Raw genomic sequence first — 25,994 nt, forward strand, 5'->3', positions numbered from 1 at the left:
GGATACGACTCGACGAGTCGGCAAGACACAGGCCAGTGGATCAGCTGTTTGAGGATTCGAAAGAACAGGACCTGTGGGTCAAATCTTCTTGTGGCAATTATTTATTAGATCGTCGACTATGATAGTAAGCGCTTGGTGAAGCCAAGCGCTTTGAGTCGTGCGAAAGAAGTCTTTGCTGCAGACGTTACTTCTTGCGGTATGGAAAAGCCGCGGTCTGCATAGATGGTGATGCGTTGTGTGTCGCCGACGAGCATGTTGACGACCCGGTCCACGTCGCCGATGCTCTCGATGTATTCGTCAAGGGGCTGCGGCCGTGATGCGCAGATGACGTCGACTTCGGGCCAGAGCTTCTTGCATGTCGCAAACGCTCGGCGCTGCTGGTACGGGCGCGAGATCAGCATGACCGACTTGACCTCCATCCCCCGCGCCTCCAGCAGCTGCCGGCTAAGCGTGATGTTGTCCCCAGTGTTCCGTGCCTCCGGCTCGACCAGGATCGCGTCATCGGGAACTCCCAGTTCCAACGCGTTCTCCCGGTAGTGCACAGCCTCCCCGCGCGGGAACCGCTCCACGGTCGTCGGCGCGTTCGCCCCGGTGAAGACAATCCGCGGGAAGTACCCCTGCTGGTACAGCTCCGCCGCGTACGTGGCGACGCCGAGATCGTGACTCCCCAGACCGATCCCGACGTCTGTAGGCCGAAGTTCGTGGTGCATGTCGTGGTAGTCCCAGAGCGTTTGGACGTCGGCGCGGAGGTTGTCCGGCAGGGTGGTCGAGCGCTCGGTCATACGGGGACTCCGGAGTCAGTCGGGGAGCTTGAACGTATACGACCAGGAGAAACGGCTGGCAGCGTGGATGCCGCGCGCGAACTCGACGACGCGGCCGTCTGCGGTGAACGTGCGGCGCTGCAGGACCATGACGGGCTCGCCGGCCGGAAGCTCCAGCGTCTCGATCTCGTCGGGCGTGGGCATGCGGGAGTAGAAGGTCTCGCTGATCGTGTCGGGTTCGAGCCCCTGCAGCGTGAGAACCAGGAAACCACCACCTCGACCGGCCGGCCCCGGGGTGTCGTCGACAAGGCGAGTGCCCTCGACGTCTTCCGGGCGGTAGTAACTGGACAGGGTATGTGTGGGGTGTCCGGCGTCCTTGACCAGGCGAGCACGTTCGTAGACGAGTGAGCCGATGTCGACGCCCAGGGCTTCGGCGATCTCCTTGTCGGCTTCGACCTTCGAAACGGTCTGCGTCTGGTCGGTGGGCTTCCACTCGCGGCCGGAGGCCTCGCGGTCGGCGATGAAGGCCACCGTGTCGCCGTACTTCCACTTGCTCTTGGCGTAGCGGTCGGTGCCGAGGCGCTTCATGGGCGGTCGCGCGCGAACGACGGTGCCGCGCCGGCGGATCGGTGTCACCAGCCCTTCGGCCTCCAGGACGCCGACGGCTTTGCGGACCGTGTTGACGTTGACGCCGTACTCCTCGGCCAGCTCCTCTTGCTTCGGCAGCGTCGAGTCTGGGGCGTAGTCACCCCGCTGGATCGCGTCGCGCAGGCTCGCGGCGAGCTCGCGGTACCCAGTGCCCACGTGGTCCTCCTCTGTCGGTCGATAACGCTAGCGGTATCGGCTCATCATGGGCTACTGAGCGTGTTAGAGATAGTTCTATTGACAAGTTGATCGACGAAGCCTCTAATAGAACTACCTCTAACGGAGTGAGCGGCCCACGGGGCCCCAGAGACCAGATGCGACGACAGAAGGGCATTTACGATGGCGATCAGCAAGGGACACCGGTTCGCGATCGAGTTCGACGAGGCTTTCCCGCTCGGCCTGGTGCTGGTCGGCGAGGTCGCGCCGGACAACGAGTACCAGTCGCGGGAGGACCGGGCGGCGGGTCGTCCGGCTCGCCAGCGTGTGGACGAGACCACGGGCAAGCGGCAGTGGAAGGCGACGGTCACTGACCCGAACGAGACCAACTCCAAGCGTGCGTCGTTCGACGTGACGTTCCTGGCCGACGTTCAGCCGGTGCCGACGACGTCCGAGGCCCTGCCGGGGATGAGGCCGATCGAGCTGGACGGGCTCACCGCCGAACCCCGCGTGGCCGGGAACGGGGAGTTCAAATACCAGTCCTACGCCTTCCGTGCGACGGGCTTCAAGGCCTCGGCCAGCTCGGCGAAGCCTGCCCGCAACGCCACGACTGAGTCGGCGCAGAAGGCGGCCTGATGAAGCGGGTCCCCGCCGGGGTCGACTTGGTGCAGGCGTGGGAGCACGCCTACCGCCGATACGGCGCTGCGTCGGAGTTCGCGGCTCGGGTGGGCCGGGGAGACCACGGTGGGGCTTCCGCGATGGCGGACGCGTCGTGGTCGGTCGCTTCGGCTTGGCGGGCGCTCGCAAACAACCGGGACGACCTGGAGTGGTGGCTCCTCGCAGCAGTGGAGTCCGCCGCCGAGGCGTTCGAGGACCAGGCACGGTATTGGCAGCAAGAGGAAGGACACAAGGGTGGCGTTCAACGCGACCTGGACCCCGGGTGCGGAGGCGGTCGCCGGGATGCACCAGCTTGGTTCGACGTCGCTCCCGGGCCTGGTGCTGTACCTCGACCCGGACAGTTTGGCGATCGCCCCGCCGGCGGATCCGGCGCTGTGGCCGAGGTTCGCGGAGTTCCTTCGCCAGCTCCGCGACGGGGCGGAGCAGCTGGCGGTAGTGGTCGACGCCCGGGCCGCGGTGGTGCGTGATGGCGACGACGACTGAGCCCACGACCCTCCAGGCCGCGCACAACGAGGCAACCGAGCGACGTCCGCCCTCCAACGCGAATCTCACCGCGTGGGTGGCGTTCCACCAGAGCAACGCCCGGATGTACCGCGCCGTCGCGGACGTCGATCGGTGGCATCACCACGAGGCCATGTACTGGGTCGGCTACGAGGAACGAAAAGCGGGTGAGGTGTCGGCACGGATCCAGGCGGAGAAGCCACGGTCCGACTAGTCCCGTGTAGACAAACAAAAAGTCAACAGATTCAGAAAAAACGCGCGTGATGACGTGCGGCGATCAATCACGCCCTCATGCGGTGATCGAGAAACGTAAGGCGCAGAAGCGGAAACCGGCTACCAACCATGCCGCTCCTGCGCTGTCCACAACCAGCGGAAGTGAACAATGACAACGCTAAACGATGACAAGCGGCGCGTGTCAACGGGGGTCACCCGGACGCGTTGCTGCTCCTGCAAGCGATTCGCGAAGCTGCTTCCCGGCGAGACGAAGTGCGCGGCCTGCCTGGGAATGCTCCCCTTGAACCTCACGTCGCGGGGTGGTCGCTGATGTCGGCCGGGTTCGTGCTCGTGGCAATGGCGGCGCTCGGCGTCGGTGTGTGGGTGTTGCACAAGGTCGGCCGTGCGCTGGCGTCGGTCGCAGAAGCCCTGGCGGCGGCTGCGGTGGTCTTCATCGCGCTCTGGTGGGTGTGCAAGGCCATCGTCTGGGCACTCGCACAGCTCGTGACGCGGTGGCGGACCAGCCTCGCCGTAGTGGCGGTGGTCACGTGGTGTGCTTTGTTGGGCTGGATCTCTCTTGCTGCGGTGCTCGGTGGTGTCGCGCTTGCGCTCGGTGCCTGGCGGTTGATCGACGCGGTGTCGTTCGATCAGCGGTGCTGGCGGTTCCTGCGCTCGTGGTGGGCGCGGTGGTGGTTGTACAACCGCAAGCTTCCGGTGTGGCTGCACGCCTGCGGCCTGTCCGTGCGCGACGGGTCGTTGCCGGTCGTGGTGGACGTGAACTTGCTTGGTCGCAAGGCCAGTCGCTCGACGTCTCCGGCAGCGACGCGGATTCCGAAGGTGCGCAAGGTTCGGTCGGGCGCCTCGTGGGATGAGGTGCGGGTGGAGCTCGTGGCCGGCCAGAAGCCGGAGGACTTCGACGAGGCCGCCCGCACGTTGGCGGTGGCGCGCAAGGTCGCGCGGTGCCAGGTCCGGGAGGTCGCCCCGAACGTCGTCTCCATCGATTTCCAGCGTCACGACCGGCTCTCGTCGCTGGTGCACTGCCCGCCGCTGCCTGAGGGTGTCGAGGCCGGCGGGGTTGATCTGCGCAACGTGTGGGCTGGGCGCACGGACTACGGGAAGGACTGGCGGATTCCGCTGCTCGGCTCGGGCGCGCACACGCTGACGGCTGGTGCGTCGGGTGCGGGCAAGAACTCGGTGATGTGGTGCCCGCTGGTCGCGGCTGCCTCGGCGATCCGGTCCGGCGTGGTTCGGATGTCGGGGATCGACCCGAAGGGGATGGAGCTGGCCTACGGGCGCGGGATCTTCTCCCGCTACGCGGTCACCGGCGCCGAGGCCCTGGAGGTCTTGAACGGCCTGGTGGATGAGATGGAGTCGCGTAAACGCGCCTTCGCCGGGCGAGTGCGCACGATCCCGGTATCTACCGAGTACCCGTTGGAGCTGCTGGAGTTCGACGAGATCGGGGCGCTGACGAAGTACACCGACCGTAAGACCCGTGATGCCATCGTGGAACGGGTCGCCCTGCTCACCACCCAAGGCCGTGCGCTCGGAATGTCCGTGCGGGGCTACGTGCAGGAACCGACCAAGGACACGGTTCCGGTGCGGGAGCTGTTCACCCGGCGCGTGTGCCTGCGGGTGACCTCGAAGACGCACGTGGGCATGGTCCTCGGGGACGGCGCATACGAGCGGGGCGCCTGGGCCAACCGCATCGGCGATTCCGAAGCCGGCGTCGGCTATGTGTGGGGCGAGGGCATCCGCGAACCCCTGCGGGTCCGTGCCGGCTGGGTGTCGGACGAGACGGTAAAGGCACTGGAGGAGTACGTCACCAACGGCGGGCGCGCTGATCTGGGCACCCGTGGGATCGGGGTGGCTGCATGAACCGGCTGATGGTCTTCCTCGACGCGGTCCGCGACCACTTGGACCTGCACCATCTGCCTCCGACGGCATCGGTGACTGTCACTGCTTGGTCCGATCCGCTCGTGGTTCAGCTCGACGTGACGGAGCTGTCGGCGGTCGCGGCCGGCCTCCTGCGGTGGGTCTCGACGCTCGACGAGGTCTCGGTCTCCATCTGGCGGCCTCGATCGTCGGATCGGGTCCACCTGGCCATCCATGGCCGGACTCCGTGCGGGGTGCCGGTGCAGGTCTACGGCGGAGTGCGGTTCGACGAGATGACGTTCCCGGACCTGCCGGAAGGCGTTCGCCAAGATATGCCCGTCTTCGTCCTGCGTGGCTGGGCCGATGCCGGGGAGGTGGCTGCCTGATGGCCGAAACTCGCGCTGAACGGATGCGCCAACCCATCGCGGCGGATGTCATCAAGGCGACGGCCGAGAAGCACGGCGTTTGCGTTCGACCCTTCACAATGGAAGTCGGCGACAAGGAAACCGGCGAACTGCAATACGTTCCCATCCCCTGCGGATCCACTGTGGAATCGGCGTGCCTACCCTGCGCCCGCAAAGCCAAGGCGCTTCGGCAGGTCCAGTGCCGCGAGGGCTGGCACATGACCGAAGAACCCGACCTCACACCCGAGGAACCCACCGAGGACCAGAAGGAGCTATTGACGTACCGCGCTGATCTCGTCGCGGCCTACCGGGAGATGGCGGACCACGATCCGGCCGAGGCCGAGGAGTTGCGTGCGGAGGTCGCCGGGGTGGATGCAGAACTTCGGCAACTCGGGGTCCGGGGCCGGCTGCCGTCGCTCGACCTGCCCGCGAAGAAGCCGGTGAAGCGCTCGACCAAGCGTCGCCAGGACACGCCGAACCTGCCTCGGAAGAAGGTCACCAAGACCACCGTGGGCAGGGAGTTCGCGGGCAAGTTCCGGCCGTCGATGTTCGTCACGCTCACCTGCGACACCTATGGTCGGGTGCGCTCGGACGGCACACCTGTTGATCCGTCGACGTACGACTACCGCCGGGCAGCTCGGGACGCTGTGCATTTCTCCGCGCTCGTGGACCGGTGGTGGCAGAACCTCCGCCGGGTTGTGGGCTGGGACGTGCAGTACTTCGCGACGGTCGAGCCGCAGAAGCGGGCGGCGCCTCACCTGCACGCCGCGCTCCGCGGTTCGATCTCGCACGAGACCGTCCGCATGGTCACGGAGGCGACGTATCACCAGGTCTGGTGGCCCAACCAGGACCAGCTCGTCTACACCGACCGGGTGCCCTCCTGGGACGGGCCAGAACGTGGCTTTGTCGATCCGGAGACACGGCGACCGCTGACCACCTGGGACGACGCTGTGGAGGAGGTCAAGGAACCCGCGCACGTGGTGACGTTCGGGCGACAGGTGCACTCCAAGGGCATCCTCGGCGGCACCGAAGAGGCCGGCCGCCACATCGGCTACCTGACGAAGTACCTCACCAAATCCACCGGCGAAGTCGTCGAGGCCACCGGCGCCGCCCAGGTCGCTCACCACGACCGGCTTCACGCCGAGCTGGCCGTCACCCCGTGCTCGCCGCGCTGCGCGGTCTGGCTTCTCTACGGCATCCAGCCCAAGGGCGCCAACGGCAAGATGACGCCCGGGCACTGCAAGGGGCGCGCGCACCGGCGGACCACCCTCGGGCTTCCGGGGCGGCGGGTGCTGGTGTCGCGGAAGTGGTCGGGCAAGACGCTCGTGGACCACAAGGCCGACCGGAAGGCGTTCGTGAAGCAGGCGCTCGCGGTCGTCGGAATCGAGAAGCCGGAACCCGACCCGGCACGGCTGGTGTGGCGCAAGGTCGAGTCCACCGACGCCCACGTCCCGCCCCGGGATCACCTCGTCATGCGCGCCATCGCCGAACGAATTACGTGGAAGGCCGAATACGACCGGGCGCTACTCGCTGCCGGACCGCCAGAAACTTCGGCAACTCGGCAAGCGGCCTGACCAGGAAGGGGGACGGATGGAGACGAAATACCTGACGGTCGACGAAGCGGCCGACTACCTGAACACCGGCGTCCGGTTCGTGCGTCGGCTCATCGCTGAACGACGGATCGCTTTCCACAAGGCCGGCGCGCACGTGCGGCTGGCGGTGGCAGATCTGGAGGAATTCATGCAGTCGGGGCGGGTCGAGCCGATCACTCGCGTCTCGGTCCGTCGGGATCTCGGAAGGGCGGCCTGAAATGGCGAACAAACACGGCCACCGAGGATTCGGAAGTGTTCGGCAACTCCCGTCAGGTCGCTGGCAAGCCCGATATCCCGGGCCGGATGGCATCACGAGGACGGCGCCCAACACTTTCGACACCAAGCGGACGGCTGAACGATGGTTGTCCGAGGTCGAAACGCAGATCGCACACGGCGACTGGATCGACCCGGAGCGGGCAAAGCGCAAGCTCCACGACTACGCGGACCAGTGGATCACTGAGCGGCCGGGACTGCGTCCGCGCACGGTCGAGCTGTACAGGTGGTTGCTGCGCAAGCACATCGATCCCGGTCTTGGTGGGGTCGAGTTGGGCAAGCTCTCCCCGGCTCTGGTGAGGCAGTGGCGGTCGGATCGGCTGTTGGCGGGCGTCTCAGAGTCCGTGACGGCCAAGTCGTACCGTTTGCTGCGCGCGATCCTGAACACGGCGGTGGACGAAGACAAGATCCTCATGCGCAACCCATGCCGCGTTCGGGGCGCTGACCGGGAGAACCCTGACGAACGGCCGGTGCTCACCGTGCCTCAGGTGTTCGATCTGGCCGGGCGGATGCCGGAACGGTTCCGTGCCCTGGTGCTACTCGCCGCGTTCGGTTCATTGCGTTGGGGTGAGGTGACTGCCCTGCGTCGGTGCGACGTCGCCGAGGACGCGGCGTGGGTTCGGGTGACCCGGGCGATGGTCGAGGTTCCCGGTCGTGGGCTCGTCGTCGGGCCGCCCAAGTCGCGAGCGGGCGTGCGCACGGTGATCATTCCGGCGGCCGTCCGGCCTGACCTGGTTCAGCACCTCAACACCTGGGTCAAGCCGCCGCAGGACGCGCTGCTTTTCACCGGGGAACGAGCTGGTCATGCGGTCCGCCGGCCGAACTTCAGTCAACGGACCCGGTGGACGGAGGTCGTCGAGAAGATGGGCTTAAAGGGGCTGCACTTCCACGACCTGCGGCACGCCGGGAACATCTGGGCGTCCAAGGCCGGCACCTCGACCAAGGACCTGATGGCGCGCATGGGGCACGACGACATGCGGGCAGCCCTGATCTACCAGCGCGCGACCAGCGACGCCGACCAGCAGATCGCGGACCGGCTGTCCAAGCTCGTCGACCGGCACCGCAAGGGCATCGAGCCGAAAGACGACGAGGGTGAGGACGGCCTACCGGTTCCGGTCGGCTAATGGCACATTAATGGCACGCGAGAAATGTCAGCGAGACAAAACGAAAGCCCCAGGTCCACAGTAGACACCATGTGACCTGGGGCTTTCGCATGAGAGCGGATGACGGGAATCGAACCCGCGTATTCAGCTTGGGAAGCTGATGTTCTACCATTGAACTACATCCGCAGTGCCTCGTCAGCTTACACGGGAGCGTGGTCGGCGTGTCCAGTGGGGCGTGGGTTGACGGCGCCGGGGGCAAGTGACAACACTTGTTGTCGGACGGGGTGGCGGCGCCGGAGGTGGATGTGGTGGACGACCCGGTGTTGTTCCGGCAAGGCGGGTTTCGGCTGGTCGCGCGGTTGCGCGGGGTCGAGGGGCTGCGCGCCGGAGACGAGCAGGTGCATCGGCTGAGGGAGTTCGCGCAGCGGCAGGACGCGCCGGCGGATGCGTTGGTGGAGTGGTTCGGGCGGGATGCTGGGAATCGGGCGCGGTTCGAGCGGGCGTTGGTGCATGGGGTAGGCCCGGAGAGCGACGTTGAGCTGCGGGAGTTCATGGCGGGCGTCGAGGCGACGCCGTATTGGGTGGATCGCGCGAGGCTGGAGCGTGGGGCGCGGGCGATCACGCGCGCGGGGTTGCTGGGGCTGTTTCCGCTGGGCGACATGTCGTTGATGGGTGGATATCTGGCGTCGCGGGCGACGAAGGCGTTGGTGGGGACCGGGGAGATCGAGAACCGGGCTCCGAAGCGGCTGGTGGAGACGGCCGCGTGGTGGATCGACGTCACCACGCCCGGGGCGATGGATCGGACCGCGGCCGGTTTTCGGGCGGCGGTGCAGATCCGCGTGGTGCACGCGCACGTGCGGCGGGCGATGAACCAGCGCGAGGACTGGGACTACGAGCAGTGGGACCGGCCCGTCAACCAGGTCCAGACCGCGGGCACGTTGCTGCTGTTCTCGCTGGTCTACGTCTTCGGCACGCAGCTGCTCGGCCTCCGCTACACCGAACGCGAGCGCGCGGACATCCTGCACCTGTGGCGCTACATCGGCTGGCTGATGGGCGTCGACGAGGAACTCCTCCCCGCCGACGAGGGCGACGCCTGGCGCCTGCTCTGGCTCCTCGCCGCGACCGAGTTCATCCCCGACGACGACTCGAAACGCCTGGCCAAGGCCCTCGTCGAGAGCCACGCCGCGATCGGCGAGGGGCGCGGAGCCGCGGGCAAGGTGCTGGCGCATGTGAACGTCTCGGTGCACTCCGCGATCAGCCGGCTGGTGCTCGGCAAGGAGAACGCCGATTTCCTGGAGCTGCCCGACGACCCGGTCGCCCAGGCCGCGGTCGTGGCGGTGGCCGGGGTGAACTTCGCGGCGGAGACGGCCCGGCGGTTCATCCCGGGAGCGACGGCGCTGCAGGAGCTGCTCGGCGGGCTGGGGCGCCGGCGGTATCTGAAGCGGGTGCACGAGGTGTTCAAGGCGGATACGTCGTACGGGAGCGATGAGCGCGCGGCCTGAGTTCAGTTACCGTCTGAACCGGAATAGTTATCATCTGAACCAGCCTGATCCCACCTGGTTCAAAGCAGACGTTAGGCTGCGTCCGTGCTGCTCAGTGACCGTGACCTCCGCAAAGAGCTCGACGCCGGCCGGCTCGGGATTGATCCGTTTGATGCCGCGATGGTCCAGCCGTCGAGCATCGATGTGCGGTTGGATCGGTTCTTCCGGGTGTTCGACAACAGCAAGTACACGCACATCGACCCGCAGTTGCAGCAGGACGAGCTGACCTCGCTGGTCGAGAAGGAGGGCGAGGAGCCCTTCGTGCTGCACCCGGGCGAGTTCGTGCTCGGGTCGACGTACGAGATGGTCACGTTGGCCGACGACCTCGCCGGGCGGCTCGAAGGCAAGTCGTCGCTGGGGCGGTTGGGGTTGCTGACGCACTCGACCGCGGGGTTCATCGACCCTGGCTTCTCGGGGCACATCACGCTCGAGCTGTCGAACGTCGCGAACCTGCCGATCACGCTGTGGCCCGGCATGAAGATCGGCCAGCTGTGCATCTTCCGCCTGTCCAGCTCGGCGGAGTTCCCGTACGGCTCGAAGGAAGCGGGCTCCCGCTACCAGGGCCAGCGCGGCCCGACGCCGAGCCGGGCGTACAAGAACTTCCACCGCGTGGACACCTGGCGCTAGACCGACACCGGGGCCGCCCAGTCGATGCGGTGGTTCCACATGAACGCGTTGGGGTCGTCGCCGCCGGCGTTCTTCATCGCGCGCCGGATGAAGAAGTCGCGGACGACGCGGCCGAAGAAGCCCGGTGATTTGTCGTCGCCGTTGCGTTTTCCCTGCGCCACCACGGCTTCCACGCGTGAGCGGCGCAAGGTCTCGAACGTCGACAGCGCGGCGTCCGGAGCGACGTCACGTAGGCATTGCGCCAGCGTGACGGCGTCCTCGATCGCCATCGACGCGCCCTGGCCGGCGGCCGGTGAGGTCGCGTGGGCGGCGTCGCCGATGATGCCGATGCGGCCGCGGTGCCAGACCGGCACGGACGGGAAGTCGTAGGTCGGCCACGGGGCGTAGAGGTGCTCTGTGGCGCCGATGATCTCGGCGGCGCGAGTGCGGTCACGGCGCACCAGGTCCAGCAGCTCGGCGCGCCATTGCGCGGGGCTCGGTACCGGGGAGGACGGCGTCGGCTCGGTCGCGCGCGGCACGTTGGCGAACCACCACGCCGAACCGTCCGGGTGCACGACGTGCGCGAAGAACACCTTGCGGCCGAACACCATGTGCATCACGCCCGGTTCGTCGTCGAGCCGCACACCCGTGGTGAAACCGCCGGTGTTGAGCAGCGGGACGTACCGCGGCGCCGGCGCGGCCGGGTCGAGGATCCGGCGCACGGTGGACCGCAGGCCGTCCGCGCCGATCAGCAGGTCGCCGGACTCCGACGAGCCGTCGGCGAACACCGCGGTGACCTCGGCCGACGTCTGCGAAGCGTCCGTGAGCCGGCGGCCGAACTCCGTGCGCACCCCGCGTCTGGCGGCCTCGTCGCGCAGCGCGACGTAGAGGTCCGAGCGGCGCACGGTCTGGCTCACCGTGCCGTCCGGCAGCGGCCCGCCCAACGGGAACTCGGCCAGCCGCTTGCCATCACCCAGCCCGATGCTCATCCTCGGCGTGTCGAACCCCAGGCCCTTGACCAGGTCTTTCAGCCCGAACGGCGCCAGCGCGTCGAGCCCGTTTACCGCCAGCGTGAGGAACGCGCCGACCCCCTCGGCCGTGCGGTCGTACGCCTCGAACAGCACCGGCTCGTGGCCCACCTCGTGCAGCGCGATCGCCGTGATCGTGCCCGCGATACCCCCGCCCGCGATCAACACCCGTGACATCCTTCGCCCCCTCGCATAGTTCATAGTCTCGAATATTTCGATGCTCCGAATAATACTGCCGACCGAAGGATGCGCTAGGCTGCCCGTCGTGTCAAGCGAGCACGAGAAACTGGTCGACCGGCTGCTGCTCAAGTCGCGGGAGCTGTCCACGGAGACGGTCATGTTCCACACCGCGATCGCGATCCTGCGCGACCTCTCCGCGGTCGAGAGCAAGGTGCTCGACTACGTCGCGCGCCTCGGCCCGCTCACGCCGAAGGAACTCGCGGAGTACGCGGGCCTGGCGCCGGCGTCGATCACCGCGCTGATCGACCGGCTCGAGCGCAAGCAGATGGTCACCCGCTCGCCGCACCCGGACGATCGGCGGAAGGTGCTCGTCGGCGTCGAAGAGGAGACGATCGAGCGGGCCGTGTCCCTGTGGGACCACATCGTGGCCGCGACGCGCGAGCTCGCGAACGACTACTCCGAAGGTGAACTCCGAACGGTGATCGGGTTCCTCGAAAGAGCCGCGGCGGTCACCCACGAGTCGACCTTGCGCCTCACCAGTCGCTCGCTGGAGTGAGTTGCGGCCACGGCCGGGTTGGAAAACGCGATTCGTTCACCGGTTCGTGGAAAGCTCGCGAACATGGGCTCGGCCGGGAAACGTCTGCTCGCGGTACTCGGCCTCCTGGCCACTTTTGTCGTGCCCGCGCACGCGGACACCGTCAAGGTATTGCAGCAGAATTACCACCAAGTGGTGTACGGCGATTTCCTCTACGCCGGCAACAGCGTGGTCGAGTGCACGCCGAGTGACGCCGACTGCGCGAAAGCCGCCAGTCGCGAGACGAAGAAGTCCGCCGGCGATTTCGCGTTGCGATGGTCCGATGTGGACTCCGACGCGAGCACGTTCGACTCCTCCACCGCGTCGGTCACGATCCCGCCGGGCGCGAAGGTCGCGTTCGCGCGGCTGAGCTGGGGTGGCACGAGGACGGGGTGCGCGAGTCCCGCCGGCGCGCCGAAGACACAGGCCGTGCGGTTTTCAGTCGGCGCAGCCAAGGCCGACGTCACGCCCGGGTCCTACGCCGAAGACGCGAAGTTCTACTCCGCCTACGCCGACGTGACCGGTCAGTTCGCGACAGCCCCGACCGGCGCGCCGCTCGCCCTCACCGCCGCCAACGTCTGGACCACCGCCGGCCGCGGGTGCGGCGGGGGCTGGTCGGTGGCGATCGTCTTCTCCTACCCCGCGCGCGATCCGCAGTACGCGCCGGCCAAGCGCGCGATTTACGTCTACGACGGTCACGTGCCGCAGGGCGCGAACGGTCCCGCCACGACCACCACCGTCACCGGTTTTCGCGCGGCCTCGGCCGACGCCCACGTCGGCGTGACCGCCGAAGGCGGCGACTGGGGCACGACGGGTGACCGCTTCCTCATCAACGACAAACCCGTCGCCGAACCGGGCACCGGCGCGTCGGACAACTTCTTCGTCGCCAGCACCGACAACGCCGGGAAACCCAACGTCAAGAACACTTTCGGAATCGACGCGAAAGCGTTCAGCAGCGACGCCGTGCCCAGCGGCGCGACCAGCGCGAAGCTCGCTTTCAGCACTACCGGCGACGATTTCGTCGCGCAGAACCTCGTGTTCTCCGTGCCCGTGCCGGATCTGCAGCTCGTGACCCACGCCGATCCGCCGCGCGCGCACGCGGGCGACCAGGTCACCGTGACGGTCGGTGTCACCAACCCGAACGACACCGCGGCCACCGGCGTCGAGGTGACCGACGAGCGCTTTCCCGCCTGCGCCAAGAAGATCGGCGAACTCGCCGCGGGCGCGACCACGGGTTACCAGTGCACGGTGACCGCCCCGGACGACGACGTCACGATCGCCGCGAAGGTCACCGGCACCAGCACGCTCGGTGACGCACTCGACGGCAGCGCGTCCACTCGCGTCGACGTCGTGCACCCGGCGATCACGCTCGCGCAGCAGGCCGACAAGGCGGCTTATCGCACCGGCGACCCCGTGACGTTCACCGTCACCGCCACCAACACCGGTGACGTGCCGCTCCACGACGTCGCCGTGACGAACGCGAAGGTCGGCGCGTGCGCGCGCACGATCGGGACGCTCGCTCCGGGCCAGCACACCACCGGTACCTGCACGGCGAAGGCGCCGGTGCCCGACACCAGCGCGTCCGTCACCGGAACCGATCCGCTGGGCAAGACGGTGACGGCCAACGCCGACGTCGACGTCCCCCTCATCGCGCCCGCGCTGGACGTCACCAAGACGGTGGACCCCGCCGTCGTCCACGCCGGTGAGCCGGTGACCTGGACGATCACCGTGCGCAACACCGGCGACAGCCCGCTGAACCCCGTGGTCGTCACCGACGCCACCACGCCGGAGTGCTCGCGGACGTTCGGCGCGCTCGCCGCCGGCGCCCAGCAGAGCTTCCCCTGCGTGGCTAACCCAGCGCTGACCACGACGAACACGGTGACGGCGACCGGCACCGACCTGTCCGGCCAGCTCGTCACCGACACCGCGACGGCCACGGCGAAGGTGATCCACCCGGCGTTGTCGCTCACGAAGACGGCCGCGCCGGCGCAGGTGCGCGAGGGGGACCGCGTGACCTTCACCGTCACGCTGAAGAACACTGGTGACGCGCCGCTCGACGACGTCGCGGTGGCCGACGACCGCACACCCGGCTGTGTGCGGAAGTTCGGCACGCTCGCCCCACAGGCCACGCAGACCTACCAGTGCGATCTGCTCGCGCCGGGCGACGACTTCACCGACCCCGCCGTCGCGACCGGCAAGGATGAGCTGGGCAAACAGCTCAGCGTGACGGCCGACGCGGCAGTCGACGTCATCCACCCCGCCGTCTCGGTCACGGAGTCCGCTGCATCCGCGCAGGTACGCGAAGGGGACCGCGTGACCTTCAGCGTCACGGTTAGCAACACCGGTGACGTCCCACTGAAGAAGCTCGCCGTGACCAGCAGCAAGGTTCCCGACTGCGCCAAGCAGCTCGGAATCCTGGCACCGCAAGGGAAACAGACCTTTACCTGCACCACGGTGGCCGGAACTCACGGCTTCACCAACTCCGTCAGCGCCACGGGAACAGACCCGACCGCCCGTACCGTCACGGCGTCGGCCGACGCGAAGTTCACCGTCCAGCACCCGGCCGTCACGCTCGCCACCACCGTCCAAGGTGGACCCTTCCGCGAGCACGACAGCGTGCCGATCCAGGTCACCGTCAAGAACACCGGCGACACCCCCCTCACGAAGCCGCACGTCACCACCGCGGCCCGCGCCGACGCGTGCACGCAGGACCACGACACCCTGGCACCCGGTGCCACCTGGACCTTCAGCTGCACCACCACCGCACCCGCCGACGACGTCACCGAATCGCTCACCGTCAACGCCACCCCACCGGTGGGACCGCTCGTGACGGCGAGCGCCGAGGCCGCCGTCGACGTGATCCACCCGGCCATCGCCGTCACGCAGACGGTCACGCCGACGGTCGTAAGGCCCGGCGAGCCGGCGACGTTCACGATCACTGCCACCAACACGGGCGACGCCGAACTGCACGACGTCACCATCGAAGACCCAGCAGCACCCGAATGCGCTCACCGCCTCGGAACCCTGGCCCCACAGGCGAAACAGAACTACACCTGTACCCACTCCGCCGGCGACGACCTCACCAGCACTGCGAAAGTCACCGGCACCGATCCGTCGAACCGCCCGGTCACCGCGACCGCCGAAACGCACCTCGACGTGATCCACCCCGCCGTCACGATCACCCAGTCGGCAAAGCCGCGGCAAGTGCGTGAAGGGGACCAAGTCACCTTCACGATCACAGCGAGCAACACCGGCGACGTCCCGCTCACCAGCGTGTCCATTGTGGACGACAAGACCCCGGCCTGCGCCCGCACGGACGGCAACACCCTCGCCCCCGGCGCCACCGACCACTACACCTGCACGGCCAATGCCGGCTCCGACGGCTACACCAACGCCGCGAAAGTCACCGCCACCGACCCACTCGGCGGCACCGTCACCGCCACAGCCGACGCCGCGTTCACCGTCGTCCACCCCGGCCTCTCGCTCACCCGCACCGTGCACGGCGGTCCCTTTCGCGCCGGCGACGTCGTGACCACCACACTCACCGTCACCAACACCGGCGACTCACCGGTCACCGCCGTGCAAGTAGCCGACGACCGAGTACCGGCGTGCGCCAAGACCTTCACCACCCTCGCCCCCGGCGCGACCCAGTCCTACGACTGCACCTCAGCCGCCCCCGCCGACGACACCGTGCTCACCGCACGAGTCACCGGCACCCCCGCCACCGGCCCCGCACTCACCGCGACCGCCGACGCGAAGATCGACGTGATCCACCCGGCGCTCACCGTGAAACCCGTTGCCACACAGGCACAAGCTCGACCCGCCGACGACGTCACGATCACCGTCACCGTCGCCAACACCGGTGACACCCCGCTGACGAAAATCACCCTCACCGGCTGCGCCCACACCCTCGACCAGCTGGCCACCGGCGCCGCCGCCACTTACACCTGCACCGTCAAAGCCGCGCCCGACGACTTCACCACCACCGTCAACGCCACGGCCAACGACCCGACGACCCGCCCCGTGACCGCGTCCGGCACCACGAACGTCGACGTGATCCACCCCGAGCTCGCGATCATGGCCGACGCCGAGCCGTACCAGGTCCGCGAAGGCGATACCGTCACATTCTCCTTGCTGGTGAAGAACGTCGGCGACGTACCGCTGACCAAGGTGTCCGTTGTGGACGATCACACCGCCGCCTGCGGCCGCGACTTCGCCACCCTCGCGCCCGACGCCGAGGAGACCTACACCTGCACGACGGTCGCGGGCAAGACCGGTTTCACCAGCACCACCAAGGCCACCGGCACCGATCCGACCCAACGCACGGTGACGTCATCGGCGCAAGCGTCGTTCGAGGTGCGGCAACCGAAACTCACCGTCACGAAAACCAGCGCCGAAGGTCCCTTCGCACCCGACGACTCCGTGCGCTTCGACCTCGTCCTCACCAACACCGGCGACACCGAACTGCGCGACGTCCACGTCACCGACCCCCAGGCTCCCGAGTGCACGCGGACCTTCTCGACGCTGCCCGTCAACGGCATCCAGCGCTACCCGTGCACCACCACTGCGACCGGCACGACCACCGACACCACCCAGGTCACCGCCACCCCGACCCGTGGCGCCCCCATCACCACCACCGCGGACGCGCCCGTCGCCGTGATCCACCCCGGACTCGCCGTCAGGACCGATCACCTCGACCAGCCCGTCCGTTCCGGTGACCCCGTGACCTACCTGACGACCGTCCGCAACACCGGAGACGCAGCACTGCACGACGTGACCGTTCGCGCCACCGACCCGGCCTGCGCGTTCACGCTGCCCAGACTCGAGCCCGACGCCGAAGCCCTCCGCGCCTGCACCCTCACAGCCCAAACGACCACCGTCACCGACACCACCGCCACCGCTCACGACCCCGCCGGCCACCAGCTCACGGCGACCACCACCACGACCACCAACGTCGAGAACTCCGCTGCCCCCAAGCGGGCCCAACCCACCCCACGCCCAGCCCTGAACCTCACCGAACAAGCCGACCCCACCGCGAACCCCGGCGACACCGTCACGTTCCTCGTCACCGCCGCCAACACCGGCACCACCCCGCTCACGCTCGACGGCCACCACCTCGACCCTGGCAGCCGACGCGAATGGACCCGCACCGCCACCGCACCCCGCGCAGGCACGCTCACCGACGCCGTCGAAGTCACGGCCCAACCCGACGCCGAAAAGCCGCTCACCGTCCGAGCCGCCGCGACCGTCCGGATCCTCGACCCCCACGCCCGAACGACCGCACAAACGCAGCCGATCCCCGGCCCCGATCCGGACCGAACCACCGACGCGTTGGTCAGTCTCGCCCTCCTCGCCGCAGGTGCGCTCCTCCTGCGCGTCACCCGCAGGCCACGAGCGTGAGTTGAGTCTCCCAAGCTCTTCAGACCCGAGCGCGCACCGGGAGATCACCATCCCCCTGCACCAGGAAACCCCCGCACCACGTGATCATTTCCCAGGCTTGATCAAATAAAGCACTGCGCCTTTCGGGGGTAACGGTCGTAATCGGTTCGTGATATTTTCTCGCCCGTGTCCCCCATTGGTGCGCGTGGTCGAGTTGTTTTGGTGTCACTGAGTGTTCTTCTCGGCGGTTTCTCCGCCGCCGGAGGGACAGCGTGGCTCCACGCCAGACCCAGCGTGGCGACGCTCAGTAGCGCCGCCACCGGTCAGTCCGACCCGCTGTCCGGCGTGCCGCCGGTCGATCCCTACGCGAAGCAGCCGTCGTCGTCCACTCCGGGCGGCACGCCGGCCGTGGGCGGCGCGGGCGGCACCCCGACGTCCGGTTCGACCGCCCCCACGACGCCGACCTCCTCCGGCCCCGGCCCGACGTCGACGCCCGCGTCCGGCACCCCGGGCTCCGGCACCCCCGCGCCGCCCAAGCCGAATCCCAAGACCACCCCGACGTCGCCGACCCCGGCCCGCACCACGAACCCCTCGATGGCAGGCCAGATTGTGGACCTCGTGAACGACGAGCGCGCCAAGGCCGGCTGCGACCCCGTCGCCGAGGAGTCACACCTCGACCAGGCCGCGCAGGACCACAGCGACGACATGTCGGCCCGCAACTACTTCTCGCACGACACGCCTGAGGGCAAGCACTTCGACGAGCGCATCCGCGACGCCGGCTACAACAAGCCGGGTGCCGAGAACATCGCGAAGGGCGCGACGAGCGCGAAGCAGGTGATGCAGCTGTGGATGAACTCCAGCGGCCACCGCGCGAACATCCTCAACTGCTCGCTGACCAAGCTCGGCGTCGGCGTGACCACCGCCGGCTGGTACTGGACGCAGGACTTCGGGTACTGAAAACCGGCAAGATCTACTGCGAATCCTCGATCGGCTGCGTGGTCAAGTCGCCGTAGCGCGCGAGCACCGCCGCCCGCAGGTTCGGATCCGACCGCGGCACCGGCTCGATGAACACCTCGGTGACATCGTGGAAGCCCTCGGTCAACTCGCCCGCGATCCGCACGCAGGCGACCTCGACGTCGGCCGCACCCAGTGAATCGTCGAAGTCCACGCGGGCACACACCAGCACTTGGTCGGTACCCATCAGCATCGTCTGCAGGTCCACCAGCGCCTCGATCTCCGGCGCCGACACGAGGTGGTCGCGCACTCCGCGCACGATCCGCGGGTCCGCCTGACGGCCGACGAGCAGGCCCCGGTTGGTTCGCCCCAGCAGGTACGCGACACACGCGAGCAGCAGTCCGATGAGGATCGACGCGATGCCGTCCCACACCGACGAGCCCGTGAGCTGGTGCAACCCGATGCCGGCGAACGCCAGCAGCAGACCGATCAGCGCGGCCGAGTCCTCGAACAGCACGGTCTTCGGCGCGGGGTCGTCGATCATGCGCAGGTAGGTGAAGAACGAACGCCGCTCCTGCCGGGCCTCCTTGCGCACCTGCCGGATCGCTTGCAGCCACGACACGCCTTCGAGGACGAACGCGATGCCCAGCACCGCGTAGCCGACGATGGGGTTCGTCTGCTCTTCGCTCTCGCCGAACACGGTGGTGAAGCCCTCGTACAGCGCGAACATCGCGCCCGAGGCGAAGATCGAGACAGCCGCCAACAGCGACCAGAAGTAGCGCTCCTTGCCGTAGCCGAACGGGTGGACCCGGTCGGCGGGGCGCTCCGAACGCTTGAGCGCGGTGAGCAGCAGGACCTCGGTGATGGTGTCGGCGAAGGAGTGCGCGGCCTCCGACAGCATCGCGCCCGAGCCGGTGATGATCCCGGCGATCAGCTTCAGGATGGCGATGGCCAGGTTCACGCCGCCGGCCAGCAGCACCGTAAGGGTGCTCTCGCCGCCCGATTCCTCTTGCTCGCTCACGCGCAGAACACTAGCCGCGCGGGTGGGTCAGAGTCGGTTGAGACCCGAAAGCACTCGCTCCATGAGCGCGATCGCCGGCCGGCCGTCCTCTTTGCGCTGCGGCGCGTGGATCGTCACGAGGCCGAGCTCGGCCAGGTCGTCGAGCAGGACCCGGGCGACGCCGAGTGGAACGCTGAGTGTGGCGGCGACCTCGGCCACCGACCGCGGGTACAGGCACAGCGACCGCACGATCCGGAACTCGCCCTTCACCTGAGGCGAGTTCCAGCGCGGGTCCCGGGCGTTGGCCTTCACGAGCGCCTCGATGGCGAGGTTTCGGCGGGAGTGCGTGCGGCCGCGGGTGAGGACGTACGGCCGGACGAGTGTCCGCGGGCCGGGGACCGGCGATGGGTCGGAAACCCAGCCGTCGCCCACCACTGGCTCGCCCGCGAACTCCTCGGGCACTTCGCTCGGCCAAACGGGTTCGGGGGTCCGGCCCGGCGCGACGCTGACTCGCCCGGAAGGCGGAAAGGGGGTGCCCGAGTGGCCGGTGTAACCAGGTCCGCTGTACCCGTTCGCCACGTCGCGCCCCCTTATTTCGGTAGCCGAATTCGCTTCCCGCAAGCGGCGTCGATCGCGAGGAACCGTAGATTACGCCCGTTGTCCTGTCTGTCATCGGCAATGTGACGAAGCCGGACCAGAGGTGCAGAAATTGTGCACGGTAAACGTTTTCGTGGCATTCCGGTACGCCCGTGCCTCTTGTGTCAAACGTTTACCGGAATTCGCCGACGGGCTGCGAGCGCGAGTACCGAAAGCGTCGCGGCCACGAGGACCACCTGTTCGATCAGCGCGACCGGATTGCCCGCGGCAGTCAGCAGACCGACCCAGCAGTACGTGACGATCGCGCCTGCTGCCAGGGAAAACGCGGACGGACGGCAGCGCACGGCGTACGCGACCACGGCCGCTTCGAGCGCCAGCATCAACGCGACCGTGCCCCACGAATGGAGCAGCGCGGTCTTGTCCACCAGGTGGAACAGCGTGCTCGCCCCCAGCCCGACGGCGAACCCGGCCCACGCCGAGCCCCGCGTGTCAAGGGCTCGAACGGGCAGGCGCAAGGCAAACACTACGAGCGCCACAGCCACCACGGCCGCGCCGACCAGCTGTCCGGGCGCCGCGAGGAACGCCGGAGTTCCCATCATGCGAGACACCAGGAACGTCCCCGCCCCGCCGACCAGCAGCGCGCAGGTCCACGCCACCGTTCCCGGCCGGCGCAGCCACGGCTCGCGGCCGAAGAACGCCTCCGCGATCGCGATCGGCGAGGCGATGCTCCAGACCACGTGCAGCGTCAGCACGAACACCGTCCACTGGCCACCGATGCCGAGCCCCGGCACGTGCGCGGGGCTCAGGAGGTCGAGGCCGAGGTAGTGCGGGTTGAACAACGTTTGCGTGAGCAGGCCTTCTTCGACGACGCCGAAGGCCAGCGCGAGCGTGAGGATCGTCGGCCAGCCCCGGCCGCGGCGGCGCGCGACCTCGCGGATCAGCACCGCGGCCGAGCCGTAGAGCGCCACGAACATCGCGAACATGCCGAGCTGCTGGGTGATCAAAACCTCGCCAAGCCGCCCGGCCAGGTATTGATCACCGAGCAGGAATTCGGCGACGAACGGGGAGAACAGAGCGAGCGCGACGACCGCCGTCTTGCGAAATGACATGAAGTGATCGTGTCGCTCTGCGAGCATTCGTACACGGGCCGTTAATCACGACTGTTCCCGTGACAAATGATCGAGAAACGCCCCTTTCATGATGGCGAACCATCACGAAAGGGGCGTTCATTCCAGTTTGGGATCGGCTATTCGGCCGAAGCCGGCTGTTCCTCGTCCGCCCCTTCTGCCGGGGCGTCCTCGAGTGACGGCGCCCCCGTCGCCACCAAGGCGGTCTCCGGCTTGCGCTTCACGGACGTGAGCAGCAGCTGAGCGACGTCCACGACCTCGACCCGCTCGCTCGCGAGGCCGTCGCTCTGTCGCGCGGTCACGCCGTCGGTGAGCATCACGCGGCAGAACGGGCAGCCGGTCGCGATCTTCGACGGCGCGGTGCCGAGCGCCTCGTCCACGCGCTCGACGTTGATCCGCTTGCCGATCTTCTCCTCCATCCACATCCGCGCGCCGCCGGCGCCGCAGCACATGGACCGATCGCCGTGGCGCGGCATCTCGCGCAGCTTCGCGCCCGAAGCCCCGACAAGCTCGCGCGGAGCGTCGTAGACCTTGTTGTGGCGGCCCAGGTAGCACGGGTCGTGGTAGGTGACGTCCTCCGCGACGGGCGCGACCGGCGTCAGGTACTTCTCCCGCACCAGGCGGTTGAGCAGCTGCGTGTGGTGCACGACGTCGAACTGGCCGCCCAGCTCCGGGTACTCGTTGGCGAGCGTGTTGAAGCAGTGGGCGCAGGTCACCACGACCTTGCGCGCCTTGCGCTCGCGGCCCTCGAACACCGAGTTGAGGACCTCGACGTTCTGCTGGGCCAGCATCTGGAACAGGAACTCGTTGCCCGCGCGACGCGCCGGGTCACCGGTGCACGACTCCTCCGAGCCGAGCACGGTGTACTTCACGCCCGCGATGTGCAGCAGCTCGGCCACGGCGCGCGTGGTCTTCTTCGCGCGGTCCTCGAACGCGCCGGCGCAGCCGACCCAGAACAGGTACTCCGCGTCGCCCAGATCGCCCTCGAACACCGGCACCTCGAAGTCGAGGTCCTCCGTCCACTGGAGACGGTCCTTGGCGTTCTGGCCCCACGGGTTGCCCTTGTTCTCCAGGTTCTTGAACATGCCGTTGAGCTCGGTGGGGAACGAAGACTCGATCATCACCTGGTAGCGGCGCATGTCCACGATGTGGTCCACGTGCTCGATGTCCACCGGGCACTGCTCGACGCACGCGCCACAGGAAGTACAGGACCACAGCATGTCGGGGTCGATCACGCCACCGTCTTCGGCGCCGCCGATCAGCGGCCGCTCCGACTCGGCCAGCGCCAGCACGTCGATGCCGGCGTGCGAGTTGTCCCCGGTCAAGCCGATCTCGTCGCCCGCCATGTCCCGCTTGCCGCCGGCGAGCAGGTACGGCGCCTTCGCGTACGCGTGGTCGCGCAGCTGCGTGATCAGCAGCTTCGGCGACAGCGGCTTGCCCGTGTTCCACGCGGGGCACTGCGACTGGCAACGGCCGCACTCGGTGCAGGTGGAGAAGTCGAGCCAGCCCTTCCAGCTGAAGTCCTCGACCTTGCCGACGCCGAACGTGTCCTCGTCCGGATCGGCCTCCTCGAGGTCGAGCACCTTGCCCTTGCTCATCATCGGCTTCACCGCGCCGAGCGCGACGCCGCCGTCGTCCTCGCGCTTGAAGTAGATGTTGAAGAACGCGCTGAAGCGGTGCCACGCGATGCCCATCGTCATCGTGCGGGCCACCACGATCAGCCACACCGTGGCACTCATCAGCTTGATGAACGCGAACACCGATACGAGCGCGGCGCTGGCAGGCAGCGCGTGCGACAGCGGGTTGGACACGAAGGCGGCCCACGTCGGCGTCTCGTGCACGCCCATCGCGGCCTTCGCCGCGCGCACGCCGATGATGCCGATGCCCTCGATGATCACCACGGCCTCGACGAAGTAGGCCCACTTGAAGTTCGAGCCCGCGAAGCGCGACTGCCGGTCGGCGCGGCGCGGGTGGTTGACCTGGCGGATGATCACCAGGCCGATGCCGCCGACGATCGTGGCCACGCCGAGCAGCTCCATGAGCAGGCTCCACAGCGACCAGTCCTCGAGGATCGGCCAGCCCCACGTCGGCACGAACACCTCGCCGTAGGCCTCGAACAGCGCGAGCGACCCGATGAGGAAGCCCCACATCACCATCCAGTGCCAGGGCGCGACCTGACGGAACTTCGCCATGCGCGTGTGCGCGGCGAACTCCTTGATCAGGGTGCCGAGCCGCGGCATGAACGGTCCGTTGCGCGTCGGGTCGGGCTGGCCCAGCCGGATCACCCGCACGAAGCGGGCGATGGTGGCGATGAACAGTCCCCAGGCGAAGATGCCCAGGAGGACCGAGATCCCCCCGAGCGTCAGCTCTACAGCGCCCATCGTCGGGTGCCTTTCGTCCGGTGTGGTGGTGCCGGTGCCTGTGCGTTTCTCACAGCGCCGGTGCCGAGCAGGGTAACGCTTCTTACTGATGGGTAACTGGTTGGCAGCGCCCAAGTCCCACCGATGTGGTGCACGCCTCGCTGGCTAGTGAGACGATCGTTCAGGTAGTTTTGTCCTCATGGGTGCTTACTTGTACCTCGCTTTGGCGATCGCCGCAGAAGTGACGGCCACTGTTTCCCTGAAGCTCTCCGAGGGCTTCACGAAAGTCGTGCCGTCCGCGCTGGTCGCCGTCGGGTACGGCGTAGCGTTCTTCGCACTTTCCCGCGTGCTGAAGTCGGGGTTGCCGCTCGGCATCGCGTACGCGGTGTGGGCCGCCGTCGGCGTGGCGCTCGTGGCGATCATCGGGGTCCTGTTCCTCAAGGAACCGGTCAACCTGGTGATGGCCGGCGGGCTCGTGCTCGTGATCGGCGGAGTGGTGCTGATCGAGGTCGGGAGCAACCAGTGAAGATCCAAGTCGACGGCCGCAAGGCGCGCGGCGAGAAGCGGCGCGCGGAGATCATCGCGGCCACCCTGCGGGTGATCGAGCGCAACGGCGTCGCCGGCGTCACGCACCGCACGGTGGCGGTGGAGGCCGACGTGCCCACCGCGTCGACCACGTACCACTTCGCCTCGCTCGACGACCTGCTCGTGGCCACACTCATCTCCTGCGCGCGCGACATGGCCACCGAGGTCTACTGGATGATCGACCGCGCCCGTTCGCGCGGCAGCCGCGGCGCCGAAGAGGTCGCCGGCCTGCTCGCGGAGGCACTCGGGCCGCGCCGCGGCCGCACGATGGCCGAGTACGAGCTGTACCTGCTCGCCGCGCGCAAACCCGAGCTGCGCCCGGCCGCGCGCCGCTGGCTCGACGTCCTCACGTCCATGGTCCGCCACGACAACGAGGTCGCGTTCCGGGTTTTCCTCGCCGGCATCGACGGCCTGCTGATCCAGGGCCTGATCGACGACGAACCGCCGTCGGCCGACGAGCTGCGGCCTGTAGTCGACTACCTGCTCAAACCGCGTTGAAACTCTCGTGCGCACCACAGCTCGGCTCGGCTAACTTGCGGACATGCGGATCGCAGGCGACTACGAACTCGACGACGACCCCGGCCGGCTCGACCTCGACGTGCTGTGGAAGTTCCTCTCCACCGAGGCCTACTGGGGCCGCTGGCGCACGCGTGATCAGGTCGAGGCCGCCGTCGCCGGGTCCTGGCGCTTGGTCGGCGCGTACGAGCGCGCCACCGGTCGCCAGGTCGGCTTCGCGCGGGCGATCTCCGACGGCGTGACGTCCGCCTACCTCGCCGACGTGTTCGTGGTCGAGGACGCGCGTGGTTCGGGACTGGGCAAGGAGATCGTGCGCGAGATGATCGACAACGGCCCGGGCGCCGGCATGCGCTGGATGCTGCACACAGCCGACGCGCATGGGCTGTACCGACAATTCGGGTTCGGCGAGCACACCAAGGGGCGGTTCCTCGAACGCGAGGGCGCCAACCGCGAAGCGCTACGGTAGACCGGTCGGTCAAATTTTCAGTTGTCCTTGGCGGACAACAACTTCGAGAAGTGCGCCGCCCCGGCACGGGCGGCGCGTTCGAGGTCCGAGCGGCGGTCGGCGAACTGGTGCACCGGCACGGAGAACGCGACCGCGCCCGTCACGCGTTGCTCGGTGTCGAGCACCGGCGCGGACACGCACGCGAGCTGGGGCTGGAACTCCTCGATCTCCAGCGCGATCCCCGAGCGCGCCACGGTTTCGAGCTCCGTCTCGAGGTCGCGCGACGTCACGCGGGTGCGGTCGGTGAGGCGGGGCATGCCGGCACCCGCGAGGTAGTCGCGGCGCTCGCGCGCGGGCAGCGACGCGAGCATCACCTTGCCGAACGCGGTGGCGTGCGCGGCTTCGTGGAAACCGAAGTCGAGCGGCTGGGCGCGCGGGAACTCCGGCGAGTCGGCGACGGCCGCGACGACGACGTCGGTGTCGCGAAAGACCGTGTAGTACGCGGGCGCGCTCACGCGCAGGTGCAGCTGGTGCAGGCCGTCGCGCAGCTGGTGATCGACGTCGAGCTCGCCGAGCAGGCTGTGGTAGAGGCCGCCGACCTTGTAGCCGAGGCCGAACCCGCGGCCGTGACCGAGGCGGATCAAATAGCCTTCGTGGACCAGCGTGTTGAGCAGGTGGTAGGTGGTCGAGAGCTTGTAACCGGCGCGCCGGGCCACGGCTTTGGCCGCGATGCCATCGCCGGCGCCGGCCACGATCTCGAGCACGCGCAGCGCCCGCTGCGCCGAACCGATCAGCCCGCTGGGTTCCTTCTCGGTGATGTCGTCGTCGGAAAGCGGCAGGGCGGGTTCGGACACAGCGGCACCTCCGTGAAACCGTTCGGCAGTGAACGGGCGATCACATGCGC

General features: G+C 68.2%; 24 protein-coding genes and 1 tRNA gene. 16 read left to right on the plus strand and 9 right to left on the minus strand.

Annotation, left to right across the window (positions count from 1 at the left end):
* Window positions 1–116 precede the first annotated feature (116 nt).
* Together ABZU76_RS05200 and ABZU76_RS05205 are read right to left on the minus strand one after the other, a co-directional pair.
* On the minus strand, window positions 117–782 hold the full coding sequence (locus tag ABZU76_RS05200) for a YdcF family protein (protein WP_354865261.1): 666 nt from the start codon (window positions 780–782) through the stop codon (window positions 117–119).
* 15 nt (window positions 783–797) lie between these two features.
* Window positions 798–1,565, minus strand: a complete 768-nt coding sequence (locus ABZU76_RS05205; RefSeq protein WP_354865263.1) for a GntR family transcriptional regulator — start codon at window positions 1,563–1,565, stop codon at window positions 798–800.
* A 180-nt stretch (window positions 1,566–1,745) separates the two neighbouring features.
* Here ABZU76_RS05205 and ABZU76_RS05210 point away from each other — a divergent pair, with 180 nt between their 5' ends.
* The 8 genes from ABZU76_RS05210 to ABZU76_RS05245 all read left to right on the plus strand — a co-directional run bounded on the left by ABZU76_RS05210 (window position 1,746) and on the right by ABZU76_RS05245 (window position 8,219).
* Window positions 1,746–2,198, plus strand: a complete 453-nt coding sequence (locus ABZU76_RS05210; protein WP_354865265.1) for a hypothetical protein — start codon at window positions 1,746–1,748, stop codon at window positions 2,196–2,198.
* 276 nt (window positions 2,199–2,474) lie between these two features.
* On the plus strand, window positions 2,475–2,723 hold the full coding sequence (locus tag ABZU76_RS05215) for a hypothetical protein (protein ID WP_354865267.1): 249 nt from the start codon (window positions 2,475–2,477) through the stop codon (window positions 2,721–2,723).
* Window positions 2,707–2,955 carry an AMED_5909 family protein gene (locus ABZU76_RS05220; protein WP_354865269.1) on the plus strand — a complete coding sequence of 83 codons (249 nt, stop codon included), beginning with the start codon at window positions 2,707–2,709 and terminating at the stop codon, window positions 2,953–2,955. The genes ABZU76_RS05215 and ABZU76_RS05220 overlap by 17 nt, the downstream gene beginning before the upstream one ends.
* 329 nt (window positions 2,956–3,284) lie before the next feature.
* Window positions 3,285–4,829 (plus strand): FtsK/SpoIIIE domain-containing protein, encoded by a 1,545-nt coding sequence (locus tag ABZU76_RS05225; protein ID WP_354865271.1) that lies wholly within the window; start codon window positions 3,285–3,287, stop codon window positions 4,827–4,829.
* Window positions 4,826–5,212, plus strand: coding sequence for a hypothetical protein (locus ABZU76_RS05230; protein WP_354865273.1), 387 nt, complete (start codon window positions 4,826–4,828; stop codon window positions 5,210–5,212). Before ABZU76_RS05225 ends, ABZU76_RS05230 begins: the two co-directional genes overlap by 4 nt.
* Window positions 5,212–6,804, plus strand: coding sequence for a replication initiator (locus ABZU76_RS05235; RefSeq protein WP_354865275.1), 1,593 nt, complete (start codon window positions 5,212–5,214; stop codon window positions 6,802–6,804). The genes ABZU76_RS05230 and ABZU76_RS05235 overlap by 1 nt, the downstream gene beginning before the upstream one ends.
* A 16-nt stretch (window positions 6,805–6,820) precedes the next feature.
* Entirely contained in the window at window positions 6,821–7,039 is a 219-nt protein-coding gene (locus tag ABZU76_RS05240) for a helix-turn-helix domain-containing protein (RefSeq protein ID WP_354865277.1), read from the plus strand.
* 1 nt (window position 7,040) lies between these two features.
* The gene (locus ABZU76_RS05245; protein ID WP_354865279.1) at window positions 7,041–8,219 is read left to right on the plus strand and encodes a tyrosine-type recombinase/integrase; all 1,179 of its coding nucleotides are present in this window, start codon (window positions 7,041–7,043) and stop codon (window positions 8,217–8,219) included.
* A 94-nt stretch (window positions 8,220–8,313) separates the two neighbouring features.
* Here the strand turns inward: ABZU76_RS05245 and ABZU76_RS05250 are convergent.
* Window positions 8,314–8,384, minus strand: a tRNA-Gly gene (locus ABZU76_RS05250).
* A 119-nt stretch (window positions 8,385–8,503) separates the two neighbouring features.
* On the opposite strand from ABZU76_RS05250, the gene ABZU76_RS05255 reads away from it, so the two are divergent.
* Window positions 8,504–9,700, plus strand: coding sequence for an oxygenase MpaB family protein (locus tag ABZU76_RS05255; protein ID WP_354865984.1), 1,197 nt, complete (start codon window positions 8,504–8,506; stop codon window positions 9,698–9,700).
* 84 nt (window positions 9,701–9,784) lie between these two features.
* Entirely contained in the window at window positions 9,785–10,366 is a 582-nt protein-coding gene (dcd, locus tag ABZU76_RS05260) for a dCTP deaminase (RefSeq protein ID WP_220245217.1), read from the plus strand.
* On the opposite strand, the gene ABZU76_RS05265 is transcribed toward dcd, so the two are convergent.
* On the minus strand, window positions 10,363–11,550 hold the full coding sequence (locus ABZU76_RS05265; RefSeq protein WP_354865281.1) for an FAD-dependent monooxygenase: 1,188 nt from the start codon (window positions 11,548–11,550) through the stop codon (window positions 10,363–10,365). The two genes, dcd and ABZU76_RS05265, sit on opposite strands and share 4 nt — an antisense overlap.
* Window positions 11,551–11,638: 88 nt before the next feature.
* Between ABZU76_RS05265 and ABZU76_RS05270 the strand changes: the two genes are divergently transcribed.
* The 3 genes from ABZU76_RS05270 (at window position 11,639) to ABZU76_RS05280 (ending at window position 18,463) form a co-directional block, all read left to right on the plus strand.
* Window positions 11,639–12,109, plus strand: coding sequence for a MarR family transcriptional regulator (locus tag ABZU76_RS05270; protein ID WP_354865283.1), 471 nt, complete (start codon window positions 11,639–11,641; stop codon window positions 12,107–12,109).
* Between the two features lie 63 nt (window positions 12,110–12,172).
* Window positions 12,173–17,527 carry a hypothetical protein gene (locus tag ABZU76_RS05275; protein ID WP_354865285.1) on the plus strand — a complete coding sequence of 1,785 codons (5,355 nt, stop codon included), beginning with the start codon at window positions 12,173–12,175 and terminating at the stop codon, window positions 17,525–17,527.
* 165 nt (window positions 17,528–17,692) lie between these two features.
* The gene (locus ABZU76_RS05280) at window positions 17,693–18,463 is read left to right on the plus strand and encodes a CAP domain-containing protein (RefSeq protein ID WP_354865287.1); all 771 of its coding nucleotides are present in this window, start codon (window positions 17,693–17,695) and stop codon (window positions 18,461–18,463) included.
* A 13-nt stretch (window positions 18,464–18,476) separates the two neighbouring features.
* Here ABZU76_RS05280 and ABZU76_RS05285 read toward each other — a convergent pair whose 3' ends face one another.
* The 4 genes from ABZU76_RS05285 to ABZU76_RS05300 form a co-directional block, all read right to left on the minus strand.
* Complete coding sequence (locus ABZU76_RS05285) at window positions 18,477–19,481, minus strand: cation diffusion facilitator family transporter (protein WP_354865289.1); 1,005 nt, start codon at window positions 19,479–19,481, stop codon at window positions 18,477–18,479.
* A gap of 27 nt (window positions 19,482–19,508) precedes the next feature.
* Window positions 19,509–19,922 carry a DUF742 domain-containing protein gene (locus ABZU76_RS05290; protein WP_354865291.1) on the minus strand — a complete coding sequence of 138 codons (414 nt, stop codon included), beginning with the start codon at window positions 19,920–19,922 and terminating at the stop codon, window positions 19,509–19,511.
* 299 nt (window positions 19,923–20,221) lie between these two features.
* Window positions 20,222–21,166 (minus strand): hypothetical protein, encoded by a 945-nt coding sequence (locus tag ABZU76_RS05295; protein WP_354865293.1) that lies wholly within the window; start codon window positions 21,164–21,166, stop codon window positions 20,222–20,224.
* Window positions 21,167–21,303: 137 nt separating this feature from the next.
* Window positions 21,304–23,565 carry a (Fe-S)-binding protein gene (locus tag ABZU76_RS05300; RefSeq protein WP_354865295.1) on the minus strand — a complete coding sequence of 754 codons (2,262 nt, stop codon included), beginning with the start codon at window positions 23,563–23,565 and terminating at the stop codon, window positions 21,304–21,306.
* A 178-nt stretch (window positions 23,566–23,743) separates the two neighbouring features.
* Here ABZU76_RS05300 and ABZU76_RS05305 point away from each other — a divergent pair, with 178 nt between their 5' ends.
* Genes ABZU76_RS05305 through ABZU76_RS05315 form a run of 3 tightly spaced genes read left to right on the plus strand, consistent with a single transcriptional unit; the run spans window position 23,744 to window position 25,111 of the window.
* Window positions 23,744–24,070, plus strand: a complete 327-nt coding sequence (locus ABZU76_RS05305) for a multidrug efflux SMR transporter (protein WP_354865297.1) — start codon at window positions 23,744–23,746, stop codon at window positions 24,068–24,070.
* Window positions 24,067–24,627 carry a TetR family transcriptional regulator gene (locus ABZU76_RS05310; RefSeq protein ID WP_354865299.1) on the plus strand — a complete coding sequence of 187 codons (561 nt, stop codon included), beginning with the start codon at window positions 24,067–24,069 and terminating at the stop codon, window positions 24,625–24,627. Before ABZU76_RS05305 ends, ABZU76_RS05310 begins: the two co-directional genes overlap by 4 nt.
* Before the next feature lie 43 nt (window positions 24,628–24,670).
* A complete protein-coding gene (locus ABZU76_RS05315; RefSeq protein WP_354865301.1) occupies window positions 24,671–25,111 on the plus strand; it encodes a GNAT family N-acetyltransferase in 441 nt (146 codons plus the stop codon).
* Between the two features lie 17 nt (window positions 25,112–25,128).
* Here the strand turns inward: ABZU76_RS05315 and ABZU76_RS05320 are convergent, their stop codons facing one another.
* On the minus strand, window positions 25,129–25,944 hold the full coding sequence (locus ABZU76_RS05320) for an IclR family transcriptional regulator (RefSeq protein WP_354865302.1): 816 nt from the start codon (window positions 25,942–25,944) through the stop codon (window positions 25,129–25,131).
* Window positions 25,945–25,994 lie beyond the last annotated feature (50 nt).

This window comes from Amycolatopsis sp. NPDC005232 (assembly GCF_040607795.1).
In the GTDB taxonomy this organism is placed as follows: Bacteria; Actinomycetota; Actinomycetes; order Mycobacteriales; family Pseudonocardiaceae; genus Amycolatopsis.